This window comes from Pseudotabrizicola sp. (genome assembly GCF_030684215.1).
Classification (GTDB): domain Bacteria; phylum Pseudomonadota; class Alphaproteobacteria; order Rhodobacterales; family Rhodobacteraceae; genus Pseudotabrizicola.
The window spans coordinates 203,866-222,255 of record NZ_JAUXOV010000073.1 but is presented as its reverse complement, the minus strand read 5'-3'; the positions used below and the strand labels follow the sequence as shown (position 1 = coordinate 222,255).

The window sequence follows — 18,390 nt, the reverse complement described above, 5'->3', positions numbered from 1 at the left end:
TCAAGCGTCAGAGTGCAATCCGGCGCTTGTGCCACGCGTAGAAGGTCACGGCGGCCATAGCGGCGGCTGCAGCGGCGGCGGTTGTGGCCACGACGAAGTTGGTTTCGGCATTTGCGGCGATGACACCGATCAGCGCCCAGACCACCGTTGCGCCGTAAATCGGCATATAAGGGCGCAGCCATTGGACCAGACCCGCCACGCCGAAGACGACAGCGATCATCACCAAGGCACTTTCGGTATTGGACAGCACGCCATACCCCGCCAGCACAACACCGACCGACACGGCAGAGGCCGCCGACAGCCACCCCGCATAGATCGCGAGCGGGGCCGACAGCATCCAGCGGTCGTAAAACTCATCGGCCTGAAGAAAGGCGACCATGGCGGTGGCCAGCATGAACAGGATGCCAAGCGTCGCAAGCAGCGGATAGGCCCCCGCTATGGCCAGCCAGATCGTTCCCATGGCGAGCGAGGCGATCAGGGGCAGGCGGACAGCGTCCCAATCCATGCTGTGCGCGCGCTTCCAATAGCCATAAGCGGCATGTGCGATCAGCCACAGGTAGATCACCGACCAGATCGCAAAGGCATAACCCGCGGGTTGGATGGCCGGGCGGGCGATCTGCACCGGGAAATCGCCGGGCGCATAGCCTGTAAAGGGTGGCGTGATGAACGGGGCCACCGCAAAGGCAAGGGTGGTCAGGATCAGAAGAATCGCGCGGAGGGTCATGGGGTGCCTTATTGAAAGATCGTGGGCAATAATGTCATCGGACAAACGCCCGCCGCGCGTTTTGGTTTCACGCCAACTGCCCATCAGGGGCGATTTTAGTGCGCCCGCCCAGATAGGGGTGCAACACGGCTGGCAGATCGACAGAGCCATCGGCCTGCTGGCCGTTTTCCAGCACCGCAATCAGGCAGCGCCCCACGGCAAGGCCCGAGCCGTTGAGCGTGGCCACATAATCCGGCTTGCCCCCCGGCGCGCGAAAGCGGGCGTTCATCCGGCGCGCCTGAAACTGGCCGCAGGTAGAGACGCTGGAAATCTCGCGGTAGGTGTTCTGGCCGGGCAACCATGCCTCCAGGTCAAAGGTGCGCTGTGCGCCAAAGCCCATATCGCCGGTGCAAAGCACAACCGTGCGGTAGGGGATCTCCAGCTTTTCAAGGATCCCCTCGGCGCAGCGGCGCATACGGTCTTGTTCGGCCAGATGGGTGTCTGGCGTGCAGATCGTGACCATTTCCACCTTTTCAAACTGGTGCTGGCGCAGCATGCCGCTGGTATCCTTGCCCGCCGAGCCGGCTTCCGAGCGGAAGCATTGGGTGTGGGCGGTCATGCGGATGGGGAGTTGGCCTTCGTCCAGAATCTCGCCTGCGACGGTGTTGGTCAGCGTCACCTCTGACGTGGGGATCAGCCACCAGCCGTTGGTGGTCTGATAGCTGTCTTCGGCGAATTTGGGCAGTTGGTTGGTGCCATACATCGCGTCGTCCTTGACCAGAACGGGCGTCCACATCTCTGTTAGCCCGTGTTCTTCGATATGGGTGTCCAGCATGAACTGCGCCAAAGCGCGGTGAACCCGGATCACGGCACCGCGCAGCACTACAAAGCGGCTGCCCGACAGTTTGGCGGCGGTGGCGAAATCCATACCGGGTTTGACGCCTGCGATGTCGAAATGCTCTACCGGGGTGAAGTCAAAGCTGCGCGGGGTGCCCCAGCGGTGCACCTCAACGTTATCGGCCTCATCCTTGCCATCGGGGACTTCGGGCAGGGGCAGGTTGTCGATGCCCATGAGCAGAGTGCGCAGGGCGGTATCTTGCTCGCCCGCCTCGGTGGTCAGGCGCGCGATATCGGCTTTGGTCTGGGCGACCAGTGCGCGCAGGCGTCCAAATTCGACGTCATCGCCGCGTGCCTTTGCCGCGCCCACTTCTTTACTGGCGCGGTTTTGTTCGGCCTGCGCGGTTTCCGCAGCCACGATCTTGGCCCGGCGGTCGGCATCCAGCCCCAGAATCTCCGACGACATCGCGGACAATCCCCGGCGGCGCAGCGCGGCGTCGAATGCGGCAGGGTTTTCGCGGATGGCTTTGATGTCGTGCATGATGGCCTCTTGCTGTGTCTTGGGGGCTTATGCCCGAAATGGGCGCGCGGAAAAAGGGGGTGCGAAAAGCTGACCAAAAGCTCTACCAATTCGGGGCCACCCCGCATATATGGCAGGCCAAGGGCCGCACACAGGCCCGGCTTGCAGCCGCAAAGCCCTGCAGATAGGGTGCGCGGCAATGAAATCCGGGGAATACCCCCGCCGACAGTGATGAGGATGCCCATGTTCGCAACCCCCGCCTATGCTCAAGCCGCCGGTGGCGGTGCTGCTGCTTTCACCAGCTTTGTGCCGTTGATCCTGATTTTCGGGATCATGTATTTCCTGTTGATCCGCCCGCAGCAGAAAAAGCTGAAGGAACATAAGGCGATGGTAGAGGCGCTGCGCCGTGGCGATCAGGTGCTGACCCAAGGCGGGATCGTGGGCAAAGTGACCCACGTGAACGAGGACGGCACGGTTGTTGTCGAAATCGCCGACAACGTGAAGGTCAAGGTGGTGAAAGCCACGATTGTTCAGGTGATGAACAAGACCGAACCAGCCGCCGCCTGAAGGGATTGCCGCGATGAACTCGATGCCGCTGTGGAAGCGTGTGATCATCCTTGTGATTTGTACATGGGGTATCGTCGCGGCTGCGCCTAACCTGAACTACACCAATATCGAACGTCACAACGATGCCCGCGCCGCTGTTGAGGCGTCGGGCGGCATGGTGACGCCAGAAGAGGCTGCCGATCTGGCGCTATGGCCCAATTACCTGCCGTCTTCGCTGGTGAACCTCGGTCTTGACCTGCGCGGCGGCGCGCATCTCTTGGCTGAGGTAAGGGTCGAGGATGTGTACAAGGCCCGGATGGATGCGTTGTGGCCCGAGGTGCGCGATGCGCTGCGTGACAAGCGCGACGTGGTCGGCAATGTGCGCCGCCAACCCAGCCCGGACGGCACCTTGCGGGTGGCAATCTCTGAAGCGGCCGGGATGGCAACCGCTATGGAAGCGGTGCGTGGTCTGGCAAGCCCAGTGGTCAGCCTGACCGGCGTGGGGCAGAACGATATCGACATCAGCGCACAGGGTCTGGATATCGTGATTCAGCTGTCACAGGCTGAACGCGCAGCCACAGATGACCGCACCATCCAGCAAAGCCTTGAAATCGTGCGCCGCCGGGTCGATGAAGTCGGCACGCGCGAACCCACCATTCAACGCCAGGGCGCAGACCGCATTTTGATCCAGGTGCCCGGTATTGGATCGGCTGCCGAGCTGAAGGCGCTGATCGGCACCACCGCCAAGCTGACCTTCAACCCGGTGATCGGGCGCACGACGGATGCCGGCGCAAGCCCCGGCCCGCGCAATCTGCTGCTTCCCTCAATGGATGAACGCGGCACCTATTACATAGTCGAGGAAACCCCGGTTGTGACCGGCGAAGAACTGGTCGATGCGCAGCCCGCGTTTGACCAGAACAACCGCCCCGCCGTGAACTTCCGCTTCAACCCGCAAGGCGCGCGCAAGTTCGGCGATTACACCGCTGCCAACATCGGCGCACCTTTCGCCATAGTGCTGGATTCCGAAGTGATCTCTGCCCCGGTCATCCAAAGCCATATTCCCGGCGGATCGGGCATTATCACCGGCTCATTCACGGTTGAGGACAGTACAGAGCTGGCGATCTTGCTGCGCGCAGGCGCCCTGCCTGCGGAACTGACGTTCCTTGAAGAGCGCACCGTCGGCCCGGAGTTGGGTCAAGACAGCATTGATGCAGGTAAAACCGCCGCCCTGATCGCCATGGGCGCGGTCGTATTCTTCATGATCGCCTGTTACGGGCTTTTCGGTGCCTTTGCCACCGTGGCGCTTGGCATCAACGTGGCGCTGCTGTTTGGCGCGCTGTCGACGATTGGCGGCACGCTGACGCTGCCCGGTATTGCGGGGATCGTGTTGACCATCGGCATGGCGGTCGATGCCAACGTGCTGGTGTTTGAACGGATCCGCGAAGAATTGCGTAACGCCAAAACGCCGGGGCGGGCGGTTCAACTGGGCTATGAAAAGGCGATGTCTGCGATTATCGACGCTAACATCACCACATTCATCACCGCAACCGTGCTGTTTGCCGTAGGCTCCGGCCCAGTTCGCGGCTTTGCAATCACTCTGGGCATCGGGATCATAACCTCAGTCTTCACGGCGCTGTTTGTCACGCGCGTGCTGGTTGAAGTGTGGTTGAACTGGCGCCGCCCCAAGACCATTATCGTGTAAGGGAAGAAAACCATGGCTTTTCGTCTGCGGCTTGCGCCCGAACACACCAATATCAACTTCTTCGCCTATCAGCGCGTTACACTGGCCTTGTCGGCTGTGATGATGGTCGTCTCGCTTGTGCTGTGGGCGGTGATGGGTCTGAACTTCGGCATCGACTTTCAGGGTGGCACCACAATCCGCACCGAAAGCCGCTCGGCAGTCGATGTGGGCGCTTACCGTCAGGCGATGTCAGGGCTGGAGCTGGGCGACATCTCGATCACAGAAGTGTTTGATCCGACCTTTGATGCCGATCAGTTCGTGGCACAGGTCCGCATCGCCGCCCAAGACGGCTCAGAGGCGGTGACTCCCGAAACCATCCTTGCAGTGGAAGCGGCGCTGCAAAAAGTAGATCCATCGATCACCTTTCCATCGGTGGAATCGGTGGGGCCAAAGGTATCGGGCGAATTGATCCTGAGCGCCATTCTGGCGGTTCTGGGCGCGTCGGGCGCGATCCTCATCTACATCTGGCTGCGGTTCGAATGGCAATATGCCGTCGGCGCGGTTGCGGCCCTGGTGCATGACATCATCATCACCATCGGGGTATTCGCGCTGTTTCAGATCAAATTCGATCTGGCCATTGTGGCGGCTTTGCTCACGATCCTTGGCTATTCGATCAACGACACCGTGGTGATCTTTGACCGGCTGCGCGAAAACCTGATCAAGTTCAAAACCATGCCGCTGCGCGAAGTGATGAACCTGTCGGCCAACGAGACGCTGTCACGCACCTTGATGACCACCGGCACCACACTGATCGCGCTGATCGCTATGCTGATCTTTGGCGGCGATGTGATCCGCGGCTTTGTCTTTGCCATCACCTTTGGCATCGTGATCGGCACCTATTCCTCGGTCTATGTTGCCAAGAATCTGGTTCTGCTGATCGGCCTCGACCGCACCGACAAGCCCAAAAAGGGCACGCCCGACGAATACGCCAATATCGACGCCTGATCCCATGCGCCTGACTGAAATCAGCTATGGCACCGCCAAAGTCATTGACGGCTACGGCCCCGGCTTTTTCCGGGTAGACGGCCATGTGCTGCGCGGTGCCTGCCTGATCACACCTTGGGATGCAGGCCCGTGGGGCGGGTTTGACGATAGCGAAACGCCGCTGTCGCTCGCAGGCCGCATCGACGTGTTGTTTGTCGGCACCGGCGCGGAAATAGCACATACGCCCGCAGCTTTCCGCGCCGCGCTGGAGGCAGGGGGGATTGGCGTCGAAGTCATGAACTCCCCCGCCGCCTGCCGCACCTATAACGTGCTGTTGTCCGAGGGACGTCGCATCGCCGCCGCCCTGTTGCCAGTGGCGAGCATCAAGGGCTGACCCCCTGCCGGATTGCTGCTTTCAAAATACTCCCGCCGGAGGCTCCGCCATCGGCCACCCGCCTACTCGGCGGCAATCGTGATCACCGGCTCCATCCCTGCCAAAGCCTCGGCTGACAGGTGGCACTTGATCTGATGCCCGCCTGCCAGCACCTGTACCGGCGGCAGCACGGTGTCGCACAGCCCGCCCGGCACTTGGGTTTTCCAGCGGCAGCGGGTCTGGAACGGGCAGCCGGGCGGCGGGTTCATCGCCGACGGAATATCGCCTTCCAGCACGATGCGGCGCTTTTTCACCCGCGTATCGGCGATCGGCACGGCAGACAGCAGCGCCTCGGTATAGGGGTGATAGGGCGGGGCGAAGACCTGATCGGTGGTGCCCAGTTCGACCACATGGCCCAGATACATCACCATCACCCGGTCTGACAGATAGCGCACGATCGACAGATCATGGCTGATGAACAACAGCGTCGTGTGGTTTTCGCGCTGAATATCCATCAACAGATCGGTCACGGCGGCCTGCACGCTGACGTCAAGCGCCGATACAGGTTCATCCGCCACCACCACCTTGGCGCCTCCGGCAAAGGCGCGCGCGATGCCGACGCGCTGCTTTTGCCCGCCCGACAGTTGGCGTGGCATCCGGTCGGCGAAGGCGCGCGGCAGTTTTACCATGTCGAGCAGGACCAGCATCCGCTCGACCCGGTCGGCATCATCGGTGCCCTTTTGGAAAATCTCCAGCGCGCGGATGATCTGGCGGCCCACGGTCATCGACGGGTTCAATGTGTCAAACGGGTTCTGGAACACCATTTGCAGCTTTGACACCGTGTCGGTGTTGCGGGCCTGAATGGGGGTGTCTTGCACGTTTTCGTCAAACAGCATGATCTGGCCGCTTGTCGCGGTTTCCAGCCCCATCAGCACCTTTGCAAAGGTGGATTTGCCGCAACCAGATTCACCCACGATGGCGAGGGTTTCATTTTCATGTGCCTCGAACGACAGCGATTCGTTGGCCTTGACCACTTTTTCCGCCCCGCCGCCAAACGCCCCGGAGGAGACGGCGTAGTATTTCTTCAGATCGTCCATCTTCAGAACCAACCGCCCGCGTGGCAGCTTTTCGGTAACCTTGCCGACCTTTGCAGGCGCATCCCAGTCGATGTCTTTCCAGCGAAGACAGCGGGTGGCGTGGCGGTCATGGGTTGGCACCGGGTCCATCGGGATATCGCCCGTATTACACGTGCCATCCAGAAAATAATCGCAGCGCGGGCCAAAATTGCAGCCTGTGGGGCGTTCATGCGGCAGCGGGAAGTTGCCCGGAATGGCAATCAGCGGATGGGTGTTCTTGTCGGCTCCCGGCAGCGGGATCGAACGGAACAGCGCCTGTGTATAGGGATGACGCATCTTGTCGAAGACCTGGGTGACATTGCCGGTCTCGACGGCCTCGCCGGAATACATCACACACAGCCGGTCGCAGACATCGAGGATCAGGCCAAGGTTGTGGCTGATGAACAGCATCGATGTGCCGTATTTGCTGCCCAGATCCTTGACCAGATCGACGATCCCTGCCTCAACCGTCACATCGAGCGCGGTGGTCGGTTCGTCCAGTATCAGCAGGGCAGGCTTGGCCATGAGCGCCATTGCGATTACGATACGCTGTTGCTGGCCGCCCGACAGCTGATGCGGATAGGCGCGCAGGATGCGATCAGGGTCGGGCAGGCGCACATCGGCGATGATCTGGCGCGCGAGTTTGAGGGCGTCGGCGCGGGCCATGGCCTGATGGATCATAGGCACCTCGGCAAGCTGGTCGCCCACGCGCATCGCGGGGTTCAGGCTGGCCATCGGTTCCTGGTAGATCATCGCGATTTCCGAGCCACGGATATGGCGCAGTTCGTCCTCGGTCATATGAGTAAGGTCGCGGCCCTTGAACTTGATGCTGCCACCGGTGATGCGGCCATTCTTGCCAAGATCGCGCATGACAGCCAGTGCAACCGTGGACTTGCCGCATCCGGATTCGCCAACCAGCCCCATGGATTCGCCCGGCATGACGGTGCAGGAAAAATCCATCACCGCCGGAATTTCGCGCAGACGCGTAAAGAATGAAATCGAGAGGTTCTCAATTTCAAGGATCGGTTTTGAAGGGTCCCAGTCGGTCATGTGCTTGTCCTTTTGGGGTGGTGCCTTTGGGAGAGGTCGGGACCGGGGGCCAGCCCCCGGACCCCCGGGATATTTGGAAACAGAAAATGTGTCAGTCGCGCATGGACTCTTCGCGGAGGCCATCGGCGAGCAGGTTGAGGCCCAGCACGAGGCTCATCAGCGCAAGTGCGGGAACCACGGCGGGGTGGGGGTAGATCGAGAGCAAGCGGCGGCCATCGTCGATGGTGCTGCCCCAGTCCGGCGATTCAGGCGAGACGCCGAGGCCGAAGAAGCCCAGCGTGCCGAGGAGAATGGTGGTGTAGCCGATGCGCAGACAAAAATCGACGATCAGGGGGCCGCGCGCATTGGGCAGGATTTCCCACAGCATGATATACCACGCACCTTCGCCGCGTGTCTGGCCCGCGGCGACGTAGTCGCGGGATTTGAGGTCCATCACGATGCCGCGCACGATGCGGAACACGGTGGGGGCATTGACGAAGACCACCGAGACAAAGACGTTCAGTAGGTTCGGATCCATCGCCCATATACCGGTGGGGTCGGCGTTGAAAGCAAGGCCGGAATAGGCCCAGAGCCCGATTGCCAGCGAGACGCCGACGTAGAGGTTGCGCTTGGATGGCGTGGTGAAATAGCGGCTGTTCAGGAGCACTGAGACGAAGATCACCGGGAACAGGAACAGCACGGCCGCCAGCGCTATGGGGACGCCGGTGGAGCGGATTTCAGGCGTGACCAGCAGGTAGAACAGCAAGATCACCGGGAAGGCCAGCACGAGGTTGGCGATGAAGCTGAGGCCGGTATCCAGTTTGCCGCCGAAATAGCCCGCAGGCAGGCCAAGCGTGATGCCGACCATGAAGGCGATCACGGTGGCTGCGGGCGCGATGGTCAGCACCCGGCGTGCGCCCATCACCACTCGGCTGAACACATCGCGCGCAAGGTGATCGCCGCCCAACAGATACCACTGATCTGAACCTGGGACGGGGGTGCCGGGCAGCGCGTTCTTGAGCCCCGAGAGTTGCCCCAGCGGGTTGAAGGTAATGATCACATCGGCGAAGATTGCGGTGAACACCCAGAACATCACGATCACAAAGCCAATCATGCCAACGGTGGAGTCAAACAGCTTGCCATAAAGCCCAAGGCGGCGGCGGAAGTGCAGCGACAGGGCGACAGTCACCACAAGTGCTGTCCAGACTGGCCAGAACTGCACGGCCATCTTGGCAAAAATCATGGGCCAGGAGAGAGGTTCCATAGGTCTTTCCTTAGCTCAGTCGGATTCGGGGGTTCAGGAACACATAGCCGACATCGGATATGAGCTGGGTGACCAGAACGACAAAGACCGCGACCACCGAACAGGCCAGCAAAAGCTGAATGTCGTTGTTGCCGGCGGCTTGCACCAGTGTCCAGCCAAAGCCCTTGTAGTTGAACAGCGTCTCCACGATGACCACACCGTTCAAGAGCCACGGGAACTGCAACATGATCACTGTAAACGGAGCGATCAGGGCGTTGCGCAGGGCGTGCTTGAGGATCACCTGATGGAAGGCCACGCCCTTGAGCCGCGCGGTGCGGATGTATTGCTGGGTCATCACCTCGGTCATGCTCGCCCGTGTCATCCGGGCGATATAGCCGATGCCGTAAAGGGCAATGGTCATCACCGGAAGCGCAAAGTTCCAGAAGGTGATCTTGTCGGTGGCCGATGTGGCGGTGCCAAGGAAAAGCGTGCGGCCACTGATCCAGCCCCATTCGGCAAGGAGGGGCGATATCCCCGTGGTGGCCGAGGCAAAGATCACCACAAGGATCACGCCCGAGACATATTCCGGCGTGGCGGTGGTGGCGATCGCAAAGGTGGACAGCACCCGGTCGGTGCGGCTGCCTTCACGCATGCCAGATAGCACTCCGATGATCAGCGACACCGGTACCATGACCAGCATCACCCACATCATCAGCCAGCCGGTTGCGCCCAGTTTGTCGGCAATGGTCTTTGACACAGGCTCGCGGAACACGGTCGAGGTGCCCCAGTCACCCTGAAGGATGCCGCAATAGCGTGGCGCTGCTTCCGCCGTCACGTCGCGCGTGATACAGCGGCCTCGGGTTACGCCCCTGTCATCGGTGCGGACCCAGCCGGGCACCACGCCAAGCCATTGGCCATAGCGCGTCACCATCAGCCCACCATGGCCGTTGTTTTCAATCCATGACAGCACCGCGTCATCGGTCATGCGGACCGACCCTTCGGTGCGGGCCAGCTTTTCCAGATTGGGGGCAAGGTTTGTCAGGCTGAACACGACGAAACTGAGCGTCAGAGCGGTCAGGATCATCACGCCAACCCGGCGCAACAGAAACGGCAGCATGGCTTTATCCTTCCCTTGCTGTTGGTTGCAAAGGGTGGGGGAAAAATGGGCAGCTTAGGGAAAGGGACTGCAGCACGGGTGCCGCAGTCCCAAGGGGTCTGATCAGGCCACCGACCACTTGTAGTGGTGGTGTTCAAACGACGGATGCATGTCGATGTTCACCCCGTCGCGGGCATGACGATACAGCGAGCGCCAGAACGGCTGGATGATATAACCTTCGTCCTGCAGGATGGTCTGCAATGTCACCATCACCTCACGCCGGTCATCAGCATCGGCCAGCGACAGGGCTTTGGTCATGGCGGCGTCGAAATCGGCATTGGCCATGCCGGTTTCATTCCAAGAGCCTGTAGAGGTGTAGGCAAGCGACATGTTCTGCACCGCCAGCGGGCGGTGGTTCCATGTGGTCGAGGAGAACGGGTATTTTTGCCAGTCGTTCCAGAAGGTCGACCCCGGCATGACCGTGCGCTTGATATTGGCGCCTGCGTCGCGCAACTGTGCGGCGACGGCATCGGTCGAGGCCGCTTCCCAGCCGTCATCCAGCGAGATCAACTCGAATTCCGTATTCGCCATTCCCGCCGCTTCCAGCACAGGCTTCAACCCAGCCGGATCTGGCGCAACCTTTGGAATTTCGGCGTATTCGGGGTGAACCGGGCAGGCGTGGTGGTTTTCTGCCGTGGTCCCAAGGCCGTTATAGCCAAGTTCCAGAATAACAGCCGGATCAACCGCGCGCTGGAGTGCCTGACGAACGGACTTTTCCTTATACAGATCGCCATTTGCCGAGTTCATCCGCATCACGATGGTCGATGCGGTGACTGCCTCCAGCTTGTTCCAGCCCAGACCGTCCAGCACGTCGATGAATTCGCCGGTGGACTCGTAGTTGCAGTCGATTTCATCCGAACCGGCAAGGGCGACCATGGCGGCCGGATCGGTGCCAAAGTCGATGTAGTGGATTTCATCCAGTGGCACGGTGCCACCCCACCACGTATGATCTTCGTTGCGGGCCAGAATGGCGCGCTGACCGACACCGATTTCCTTTGGCAGATAAGGACCGGTCCCGATCGGATTGGCCGACGGGTCAGAGCCATCGACGTAAGACGAATGCACCACAGCAGCCGGATAATCGGCAAGGTTTGCAATAACGGCAACATCCGACAGTGACATCACCAGTTGCACGGTCAGATCGTCAATCTTGACCACTGCGCCATCACGCAGCGATTTGGTGGCCTCATCGACCAGACCCATGAACCGCGAGGCCATGGCATTGCCCTCAACCGAGGCATCGGTCCAGCGCTCGAACATCCGCACCACATCATCTGCGGTGAAAGCGTCGCCGTTGTTCCAGGTCACGCCAGGGCGGACTTTGAGCGTGTATTGGGTGGCGTCTTCATTCGCCTCCCACGATTCAAGCAAGCGGCCTTCAAAGCTGCCATCTGGGTTGTACTGCACCAGATATTCCAGCCAGCCACGATAGACGTTGGAAATGTGCGGCCAGTCGGCAGTGCGCGGGTCTTTTTGCGCCTTCACTTCCATGCCAACACGCAAAATGCCACCAACCTTTGCATCCTGAGCCTTGGCAGGGGCGGCCAGCCCCAGCAGGCCATAGGCTGCCGGCGCGGTAAGACCCAAAGCTGTGGCGCGGCTCAGAAACTCCCGACGGCTGAGCTTACCAGCCCGCACTTCACGGGCAAGGGTGGTCGCCGCCGGATGCAGCATCTCGGTCTGTTCGGTCATCATATGTCTCCCTGATGGCAGTGCCATCTTGTTATTGTTTTGATCTTTGTGCCGGGCTACGCCCCGGTGGGGCGTGACCAGTCTGTTATTGCCCGGCACAGGTCTGAGTGCGCCGGGGCATTGGCCCCATTGCGCAACACTTTGCTTCTTGCGTCAACGCCCGAAGTCGCCTCTTTGTGCATTAAATACGACATGGTGTCGACCTGTTGGCAGCGAATTCGCACCAAGATGCCCTGACAAGTGCCGGAATCTACAAGAAAATGGCAAAAAGCCCCGCCGCGCGGGTTGGCCTGCTTTTGTGCCTTTGGTCAGATTTCGCGGCGAAACGCGGTCGGCGAGCGCCCGGTCAGGTGCTGGAAAGACCGGGTAAAATAGGCCGGCGAGGCAAAGCCAAGCGCCTCACCGATGCGGGCCACCGGCAGTTTGGTCTCTGACAGCATCTTGCGGGCTTCAAAGATGCGCCGGTCCTGCAGCACCTCGATCGCAGACCTGTTGCAGGCAATTCGGCAACAGCGCGTCAGATGGGTCGGTGTCACCCCAAGAGCGGCTGCAAATTCACCAACCCCGGTGCCGTTGCGAAACCCTTGTTCCAACAGCGCGGTGTAGCGCGCGACCAGACGCCGCGCAGCGTCGGGTTTGGGCGTCTCGGGCGCGGCTTTGACGGTCTGACGTTCCAGCCAGACGCCCAACAACCCAAGGTGGTGGCGGGTGGCGCGGTCATGGGCGGGAATATCGCTGTCGATCTCGCGTTGAAGCGAGTCGAGAATCACGTTGATCTCTTGCTGGGCATGCACCTCGCGGATGCGCAGATGCTGCGCGGTCTCTGGCAGGGTGACCGAGGAGTCACGGCCGAAGAACACCGCCGTGCCAAAGACTTGCGGTCCGACCTCAAACCCGTGCATCACACCCGGCGGAATGAACACCGCATTATGTGCGGTATAGCCCCGGGTAACACCGGCAATGGTGATACGCCCCTGTCCTTTGGTGAACCACAAGAACATCGGTTCCGAAATGGCACGCATCGCTTCGACCCGCCAGCGCCCGCCAGAGGCGAGCCGGGGGATGGCAGTGACACGCAGTTGCGCTAGGCCGCTTAGGTCGTTCATAAGATCCTGCTGGTTGGGCTTCGCTCAGATAATCAGGCCGTGCCACACAACCCAAGCAAAATTATGACCTTCTCCACAGATCAGATGCCCCCCTGTGGATAAGTTGCACTTGCCGGGTGATCTCAGGACGGTGGAACAGGGGTCCAGTCCCGCATCCGGTTGCGAAACCAGGTGCGCTGGCGCTTGGCATATTGGCGACTGGCCAGTTTGGCCGCCTCCACCGCCGCCTCCAGTGGAAGGTCGCCGCGCAGGTGCGCGATCAGCTCGGGGGCACCAATCGCGCGGGCCGACGGGCGGTCGGGGTGCCAGAACGGGGCCTCGGCCCGCGCTTCCTCCAGCGCGCCCTGTGCGATCATCTGATCGAATCGGCGGTCGATGCGCGCGTTCAGCCACGCCACCTGCGGGCGCAGCACCAGAGCCTCGGCCCCCTTGCGCGCGATCAGTGGCGCGGGTGTGTCCGCCTGCCATGCGGCCAACCCACGCCCCGTTGCCCGCAACACCTCCCACGCGCGCTGTACGCGGGCCGGATTGGCAAGATCGATCCGCGCTGCCGTCTGCGAGTCAAGTGCGGCCACCATCGCGGCCAAATCCCCCAGTCGCAGCGCGTTGGCTTCGGCCCGCACAGTCGGCGGGGTCTCCGGCACTTCCGCCAGCCCTTCGGTCAGCGCCAGAAAATACAGGCCAGTGCCGCCCACGATCACCACCGGGCGGTCCAGCCACGCCCGGACCTCACGCAGCCAATGCCCGACAGAATAGGGCTGATCCCGCCCGACATGGCCATACATCACATGCGGCAGCGCCGCTTCATCCGCCATCGAAGGCCGCGCCGTCAGCAGCCGCCAGCAGCCATAGACCTGCAAGGCATCGGCATTCACAATCACCCGCCCGTCGCGCGCGGCCAGATCCATTGCCAATGCGGATTTGCCGCTGGCCGTCGGCCCGACGATCAGCACAGGGGCCTCACGCGATATATTGGCAGGCACTTTCATCTTGGCAAAATTACTCCACAGGGGTACGGGGTGTGAAACCCCCGCTCTGACGCCAGTCACAGGTTGAACCCGCCGTCGTTTTGCGACATTTTGCGCCGCAGTCCAATCTCAAAACTGTCCAATCTCAAAACGAACTACGGGGAAAGCCCATGACACCAGCGGCCCTAGATGGCGGTGCGAAATACAACCGCGTGATGCTCAAAATCTCGGGTGAGGCGCTGATGGGCGACCAGGCATACGGCCTGCATCCGCCAACGGTAGAGCGTGTGGCGCGCGAAATCAAAGCGGTGCATGATCTCGGGGTCGAGATTTGCATGGTGATCGGCGGCGGCAATATCTTTCGCGGCTTGCAAGGGTCGGCGCAGGGAATGGAACGCACCACTGCCGATTACATGGGCATGCTGGCCACGGTGATGAACGCGCTGGCCATGCAGGCCGCCCTCGAATCACTTGGGGTTTATACCCGTGTGATCAGCGCCATCCCGATGGATCAGGTGTGCGAGCCCTATATCCGCCGCCGCGCCGTGCGCCATCTTGAGAAAAAGCGGGTCTGCATTTTTGCTGCCGGCACCGGCAACCCGTATTTTACCACCGACACCGCCGCCGCTCTGCGCGCGTCGGAAATGGCTTGCGAGGCGATCTTCATGGGCAAGAATGTTGATGGCATTTACGACAGCGACCCCAAGACCAACCCCGATGCCAAGCGCTACGCCGATATCACCTATGATGATGTGCTGCGCCGCAATCTCAAGGTGATGGATGCCTCTGCGATTGCGCTGTGCCGCGACAACCGGATGCCTCTGGTTGTGTTTGCACTGTCTGAACCCGGTGGATTCAAGGGGATCATGGCGGGGCAGGGCACTTATACAATTGTGCATGACTGAACCTTGTCAATCGAGGCACGCCGGGTTTAGCAGGGGCTATACCCATGCGTCTGCATCGCTTATAGAAACGGAAAACGCCCGACACAGCAGCACTCTGCCGGACGCTGACGAAGGAATGAACCGATGGCTGACGATTTTGAGCTGGATACCGAAGATCTGACCCGCCGCATGGATGGAGCGATCAATGCATTGCGCACCGAATTTGCGTCGCTGCGCACCGGCCGCGCCTCTGGTTCGATGCTGGAGCCTATTCAGGTTGATGCCTATGGCCAGATGACGCCGGTCAACCAGCTTGGCACCGTCAACGTGCCAGAGCCGCGAATGGTTACGATCAACGTCTGGGACAAGGGTATGGTCAACAAGGTTGAAAAGGCCATTCGCGAATCCGGGCTTGGGATCAACCCGCAGACCAATGGCACCATCATCATGCTGCCGATCCCCGAGTTGAACGAACAGCGCCGCAAAGAACTGACCAAGGTCGCCGCCTCTTACGCCGAGCACGCGCGCGTGGCCGTGCGCAACCTGCGCCGCGACGGGATGGACCAGATCAAGAAAGCCAAGAACGATGGCTTGTCCGAAGATGACGTCAAGTTCTGGGAAGCCGAGGTTCAGGAAATGACCGACAAGTATATCAAGCTGGTGGATCAGACGCTTGAAGGCAAGCAAACAGAAATCATGCAGGTCTGACGTCAGCGCTCACGCCATGTTCTGCTGGCAAAACACAATGTTTTTAACAGAATTTCCGGGCGTAACAGGCTGGATAGATTGACAAAAAAGGGACAGGGGATTGGCGTCCACCACATCGGCAGAACAAAAGCCACCCCGGTTGGCAGAGCATGTCGCCATCATCATGGATGGCAATGGACGTTGGGCCACAAACCGTGGCTGGCCCCGTCTGGTCGGTCACCGCAAAGGGGCCGAAAGGGTCAAGGAAATCGTGCGCTGCGCGCCGGATCTGGGCATCCGCTGGCTGACGATCTATGCGTTTTCCACCGAAAACTGGAAGCGCTCGACCGAAGAGGTCGTGGGTCTGATGTCGATTTTCGCACGCTACATTGAACGTGAGGCAGACCGGCTGGCGGTTGAGGGCGTGCGGATGCGCTTTATTGGCGATCGCACCCCGCTGAACCCGCGTCTGCGCAAACTGATGGATGGGATCGAGGCGCGCACAGCGCAGTTTTCCCGGTTGAACCTGACGGTCGCCATCAACTACGGCGGGCGCGATGAAATTACGCGCGCCATGCGTGCAATTGCAACTGATGTGGCTGCGGGGCGGCTGGCACCCGAAGCGGTCAATGATGTGATGATCGGGTCGCGTCTGGATACCGCAGACCTGCCCGACCCCGATCTGGTGATCCGCACCAGCGGCGAGACGCGGACCTCGAATTACCTGCTGTGGCAGACAGCTTATGCGGAATACGAGTTCACACCGACACTGTGGCCGGATTTCTCGCCTGAGGAGCTGGCGCAAATCGTGTCGCGCTTTGGCAATCGTGAACGGCGCTATGGCGGGGTTGCCGCCGGATGACAGATGCGATTGCCCGCTGGGGAGATCTGAAAAAGCGGGCGATCTCCGCCATTTTCATGCTTGCCGTGGGTGCGGGAGAGTTGTGGCTTGGCGGCACCCCGTTTTCGATACTGGTGATTGCGCTGACCGGGGTGATGTTTTGGGAACTGGCGAATATGACCGCTCCGGGGCGCAAGCGGACGCCCTTTGCGGTGGGTCTGTTTGCGGCCGCCTGTCTGGCTGGGGCTGAGGTGTTTCGTGATGATCTGGCCACGACCCTGTTGATCCTGCCGGGGCTGGCTCTGGCGCTGACCCCGCGCCGCGACCGGCGGATTGCCACGCTTTACGGCATCGCCATCATGGTTGCGGGTTATGGCCTTATCGAATTGCGCAGCCCCGGCGTGCCGGCGATCCTGTGGATTGTGGCCATTGTGATTGTGTCGGATGTGATGGGCTATTTCGTCGGGCGCGTGGTGGGTGGGCCGAAGTTCTGGCCTGCGATCAGCCCGAAAAAGACATGGTCCGGCACGGTGGCGGGCTGGGTTGGCGCGCTGATCGTGTCGTTGATTTTTGTGGCCACAGGCCATGCTCCCTGGATGGCGGTGGCACTTGCACCCTTCGTCGCCTTTGCCGGACAGTTGGGCGATATCGCCGAAAGCTGGATCAAGCGGCGGTCCGGGGTCAAGGACAGCTCGGGCCTGATCCCCGGTCATGGCGGTTTTCTGGACAGGTTTGATGCGATGATCGGGGCCGTGGTGCTGGTCATGTTGCTGGGATTGTTCACATCTTTGCCAATGCCCGCGCCGTTGGGGGGCTAAGGGCATGCGCAGTATTTCGATTTTTGGGGCGACCGGATCGGTGGGGGAAAGCACCTTTGACCTGATCTCCCGTGCGGGCGGGCCGCAGACGTTTCGCACTGTGGCGCTGACTGGCGGACGCAATGTTGCGCGACTGGCGGAAATGGCGCGCGCGTTGCGGGCCGAGGTCGCGGTCTGCGCGGACGAGTCTTGTCTGCCCGCGCTGCGCGACGCTTTGGCAGGGTCGGGGGTTGAGGTGGCGGCGGGCGACGCTGCCATCGCTGATGCCGCCGACCGCCCCGCTGATTGGGTCATGAGCGCGATTGTGGGCGCGGCGGGTCTGGTGCCCGGCCTGCGCGCCCTGCGCCATGGGCGCACGCTGGCGCTTGCCAACAAGGAAAGTCTGGTGACCGCCGGGCCCCTTCTTATGGCAACGGCGGCAGCGCATGGCGCGCGCATTCTGCCAGTAGATTCCGAGCATTCGGCAATCTTTCAGGCACTGGCGGGTGAGGACATTGCAGCGGTTGAGCGCATTATCCTGACCGCGAGCGGAGGAGCGCTGCGCGACTGGCCGATGGAGGCATTGGCCAATGCCACCGTCAAGGAAGCCTTGGCGCATCCGAATTGGGCGATGGGGCAGCGCATCACAATCGATTCAGCGTCAATGTTTAATAAGGCGTTGGAAGTCATTGAAACACGCGAGTATTTCGATGTGCGTCCCGACCAGATAGAGGTGATCATCCACCCTGAATCGCTGATCCATTCGTTGGTCGGCTTTCAGGATGGCGCGATCATGGCCCATATGGGCGCGCCCGACATGCGCCATTCCATCGGTTATGCGCTGAACTGGCCCGAGCGTGCGGCCCTGCCGGTCGCGCGGCTGGATCTGGCGCAGATTGCCACGCTCAGTTTCCGCGCCCCCGATCTGAACCGCTATCCGGCGTTGCGTCTGTGCCGCGATGTGATGTCGATGCGCGGGCTGGCAGGGGCAGTGTTCAATGCATCCAAGGAAATTGCGCTGGATCAGTTTCTGGCGGGCCAGATCGGGTTTATGGACATGGCGGGGGTGGTGGAAACCACGCTTGCCCGGCTTATGCCGGAGATGTGCCTTGAAACTGACGTGATGACCCTTGAGGACATCCTTCGCGCGGACCATCTTGCGCGAATACGGGCAGGTGAGGCCGCAACAGCGCTGGCCGCACGGCGATAATTCTGACATTGCGGCCCA

The 18,390-nt window shown here is 61.1% G+C and carries 17 protein-coding genes; 9 read left to right on the top strand and 8 right to left on the bottom strand.

Translation table 11 applies throughout. From position 1 onward, the window contains the following. Positions 1-7: 7 nt before the first annotated feature. On the bottom strand, positions 8-724 hold the full coding sequence (locus Q8K08_RS17885; RefSeq protein WP_305251017.1) for a hypothetical protein: 717 nt from the start codon (positions 722-724) through the stop codon (positions 8-10). A 67-nt stretch (positions 725-791) separates the two neighbouring features. Continuing rightward, positions 792-2,081, bottom strand: a complete 1,290-nt coding sequence (gene serS / locus Q8K08_RS17880) for a serine--tRNA ligase (RefSeq protein ID WP_304797021.1) — start codon at positions 2,079-2,081, stop codon at positions 792-794. Between the two features lie 222 nt (positions 2,082-2,303). On the opposite strand from serS, the gene yajC reads away from it, so the two are divergent. From yajC to Q8K08_RS17860, 4 genes are read left to right on the top strand one after another with little or no spacing between them, the layout of a single operon-like run. Further along, entirely contained in the window at positions 2,304-2,627 is a 324-nt protein-coding gene (gene yajC / locus Q8K08_RS17875) for a preprotein translocase subunit YajC (protein ID WP_304797023.1), read from the top strand. 13 nt (positions 2,628-2,640) lie between these two features. After that, positions 2,641-4,308 (top strand): protein translocase subunit SecD, encoded by a 1,668-nt coding sequence (gene secD, locus Q8K08_RS17870; RefSeq protein ID WP_305251014.1) that lies wholly within the window; start codon positions 2,641-2,643, stop codon positions 4,306-4,308. A gap of 12 nt (positions 4,309-4,320) precedes the next feature. After that, positions 4,321-5,292, top strand: a complete 972-nt coding sequence (gene secF / locus Q8K08_RS17865; RefSeq protein ID WP_305251012.1) for a protein translocase subunit SecF — start codon at positions 4,321-4,323, stop codon at positions 5,290-5,292. 4 nt (positions 5,293-5,296) lie between these two features. Then, a complete protein-coding gene (locus Q8K08_RS17860) occupies positions 5,297-5,665 on the top strand; it encodes an Mth938-like domain-containing protein (protein ID WP_305251010.1) in 369 nt (122 codons plus the stop codon). Positions 5,666-5,727: 62 nt separating this feature from the next. Here Q8K08_RS17860 and Q8K08_RS17855 read toward each other — a convergent pair whose 3' ends face one another. The 6 genes from Q8K08_RS17855 to miaA form a co-directional block, all read right to left on the bottom strand. Beyond that, a complete protein-coding gene (locus tag Q8K08_RS17855) occupies positions 5,728-7,809 on the bottom strand; it encodes an ABC transporter ATP-binding protein (protein WP_304797631.1) in 2,082 nt (693 codons plus the stop codon). A gap of 91 nt (positions 7,810-7,900) precedes the next feature. Continuing rightward, positions 7,901-9,052, bottom strand: coding sequence for an ABC transporter permease (locus tag Q8K08_RS17850; RefSeq protein WP_304797629.1), 1,152 nt, complete (start codon positions 9,050-9,052; stop codon positions 7,901-7,903). Positions 9,053-9,062: 10 nt separating this feature from the next. Then, positions 9,063-10,148, bottom strand: coding sequence for an ABC transporter permease (locus tag Q8K08_RS17845; protein WP_304797627.1), 1,086 nt, complete (start codon positions 10,146-10,148; stop codon positions 9,063-9,065). Positions 10,149-10,250: 102 nt separating this feature from the next. After that, positions 10,251-11,879 carry an ABC transporter substrate-binding protein gene (locus Q8K08_RS17840; RefSeq protein ID WP_305251006.1) on the bottom strand — a complete coding sequence of 543 codons (1,629 nt, stop codon included), beginning with the start codon at positions 11,877-11,879 and terminating at the stop codon, positions 10,251-10,253. Positions 11,880-12,187: 308 nt separating this feature from the next. After that, entirely contained in the window at positions 12,188-12,985 is a 798-nt protein-coding gene (locus tag Q8K08_RS17835; RefSeq protein WP_304797623.1) for an AraC family transcriptional regulator, read from the bottom strand. A gap of 122 nt (positions 12,986-13,107) precedes the next feature. Then, a complete protein-coding gene (gene miaA, locus Q8K08_RS17830; RefSeq protein WP_305251004.1) occupies positions 13,108-13,974 on the bottom strand; it encodes a tRNA (adenosine(37)-N6)-dimethylallyltransferase MiaA in 867 nt (288 codons plus the stop codon). A 149-nt stretch (positions 13,975-14,123) separates the two neighbouring features. Between miaA and pyrH the strand changes: the two genes are divergently transcribed. The 5 genes from pyrH (at position 14,124) to dxr (ending at position 18,372) form a co-directional block, all read left to right on the top strand. Then, positions 14,124-14,858 (top strand): UMP kinase, encoded by a 735-nt coding sequence (gene pyrH / locus Q8K08_RS17825; protein WP_305251002.1) that lies wholly within the window; start codon positions 14,124-14,126, stop codon positions 14,856-14,858. 123 nt (positions 14,859-14,981) lie between these two features. Continuing rightward, positions 14,982-15,545 (top strand): ribosome recycling factor, encoded by a 564-nt coding sequence (gene frr, locus Q8K08_RS17820; RefSeq protein WP_305251001.1) that lies wholly within the window; start codon positions 14,982-14,984, stop codon positions 15,543-15,545. A gap of 163 nt (positions 15,546-15,708) precedes the next feature. Continuing rightward, the gene (gene uppS, locus Q8K08_RS17815; protein ID WP_370870564.1) at positions 15,709-16,386 is read left to right on the top strand and encodes a polyprenyl diphosphate synthase; all 678 of its coding nucleotides are present in this window, start codon (positions 15,709-15,711) and stop codon (positions 16,384-16,386) included. Continuing rightward, positions 16,383-17,183 (top strand): phosphatidate cytidylyltransferase, encoded by an 801-nt coding sequence (locus Q8K08_RS17810; RefSeq protein ID WP_305250998.1) that lies wholly within the window; start codon positions 16,383-16,385, stop codon positions 17,181-17,183. Before uppS ends, Q8K08_RS17810 begins: the two co-directional genes overlap by 4 nt. Before the next feature lie 4 nt (positions 17,184-17,187). Then, positions 17,188-18,372: a 1-deoxy-D-xylulose-5-phosphate reductoisomerase gene (dxr, locus tag Q8K08_RS17805; protein WP_305250996.1), complete on the top strand. Its 1,185-nt coding sequence runs from the start codon at positions 17,188-17,190 to the stop codon at positions 18,370-18,372. The last annotated feature ends 18 nt before the right edge of the window (positions 18,373-18,390 follow it).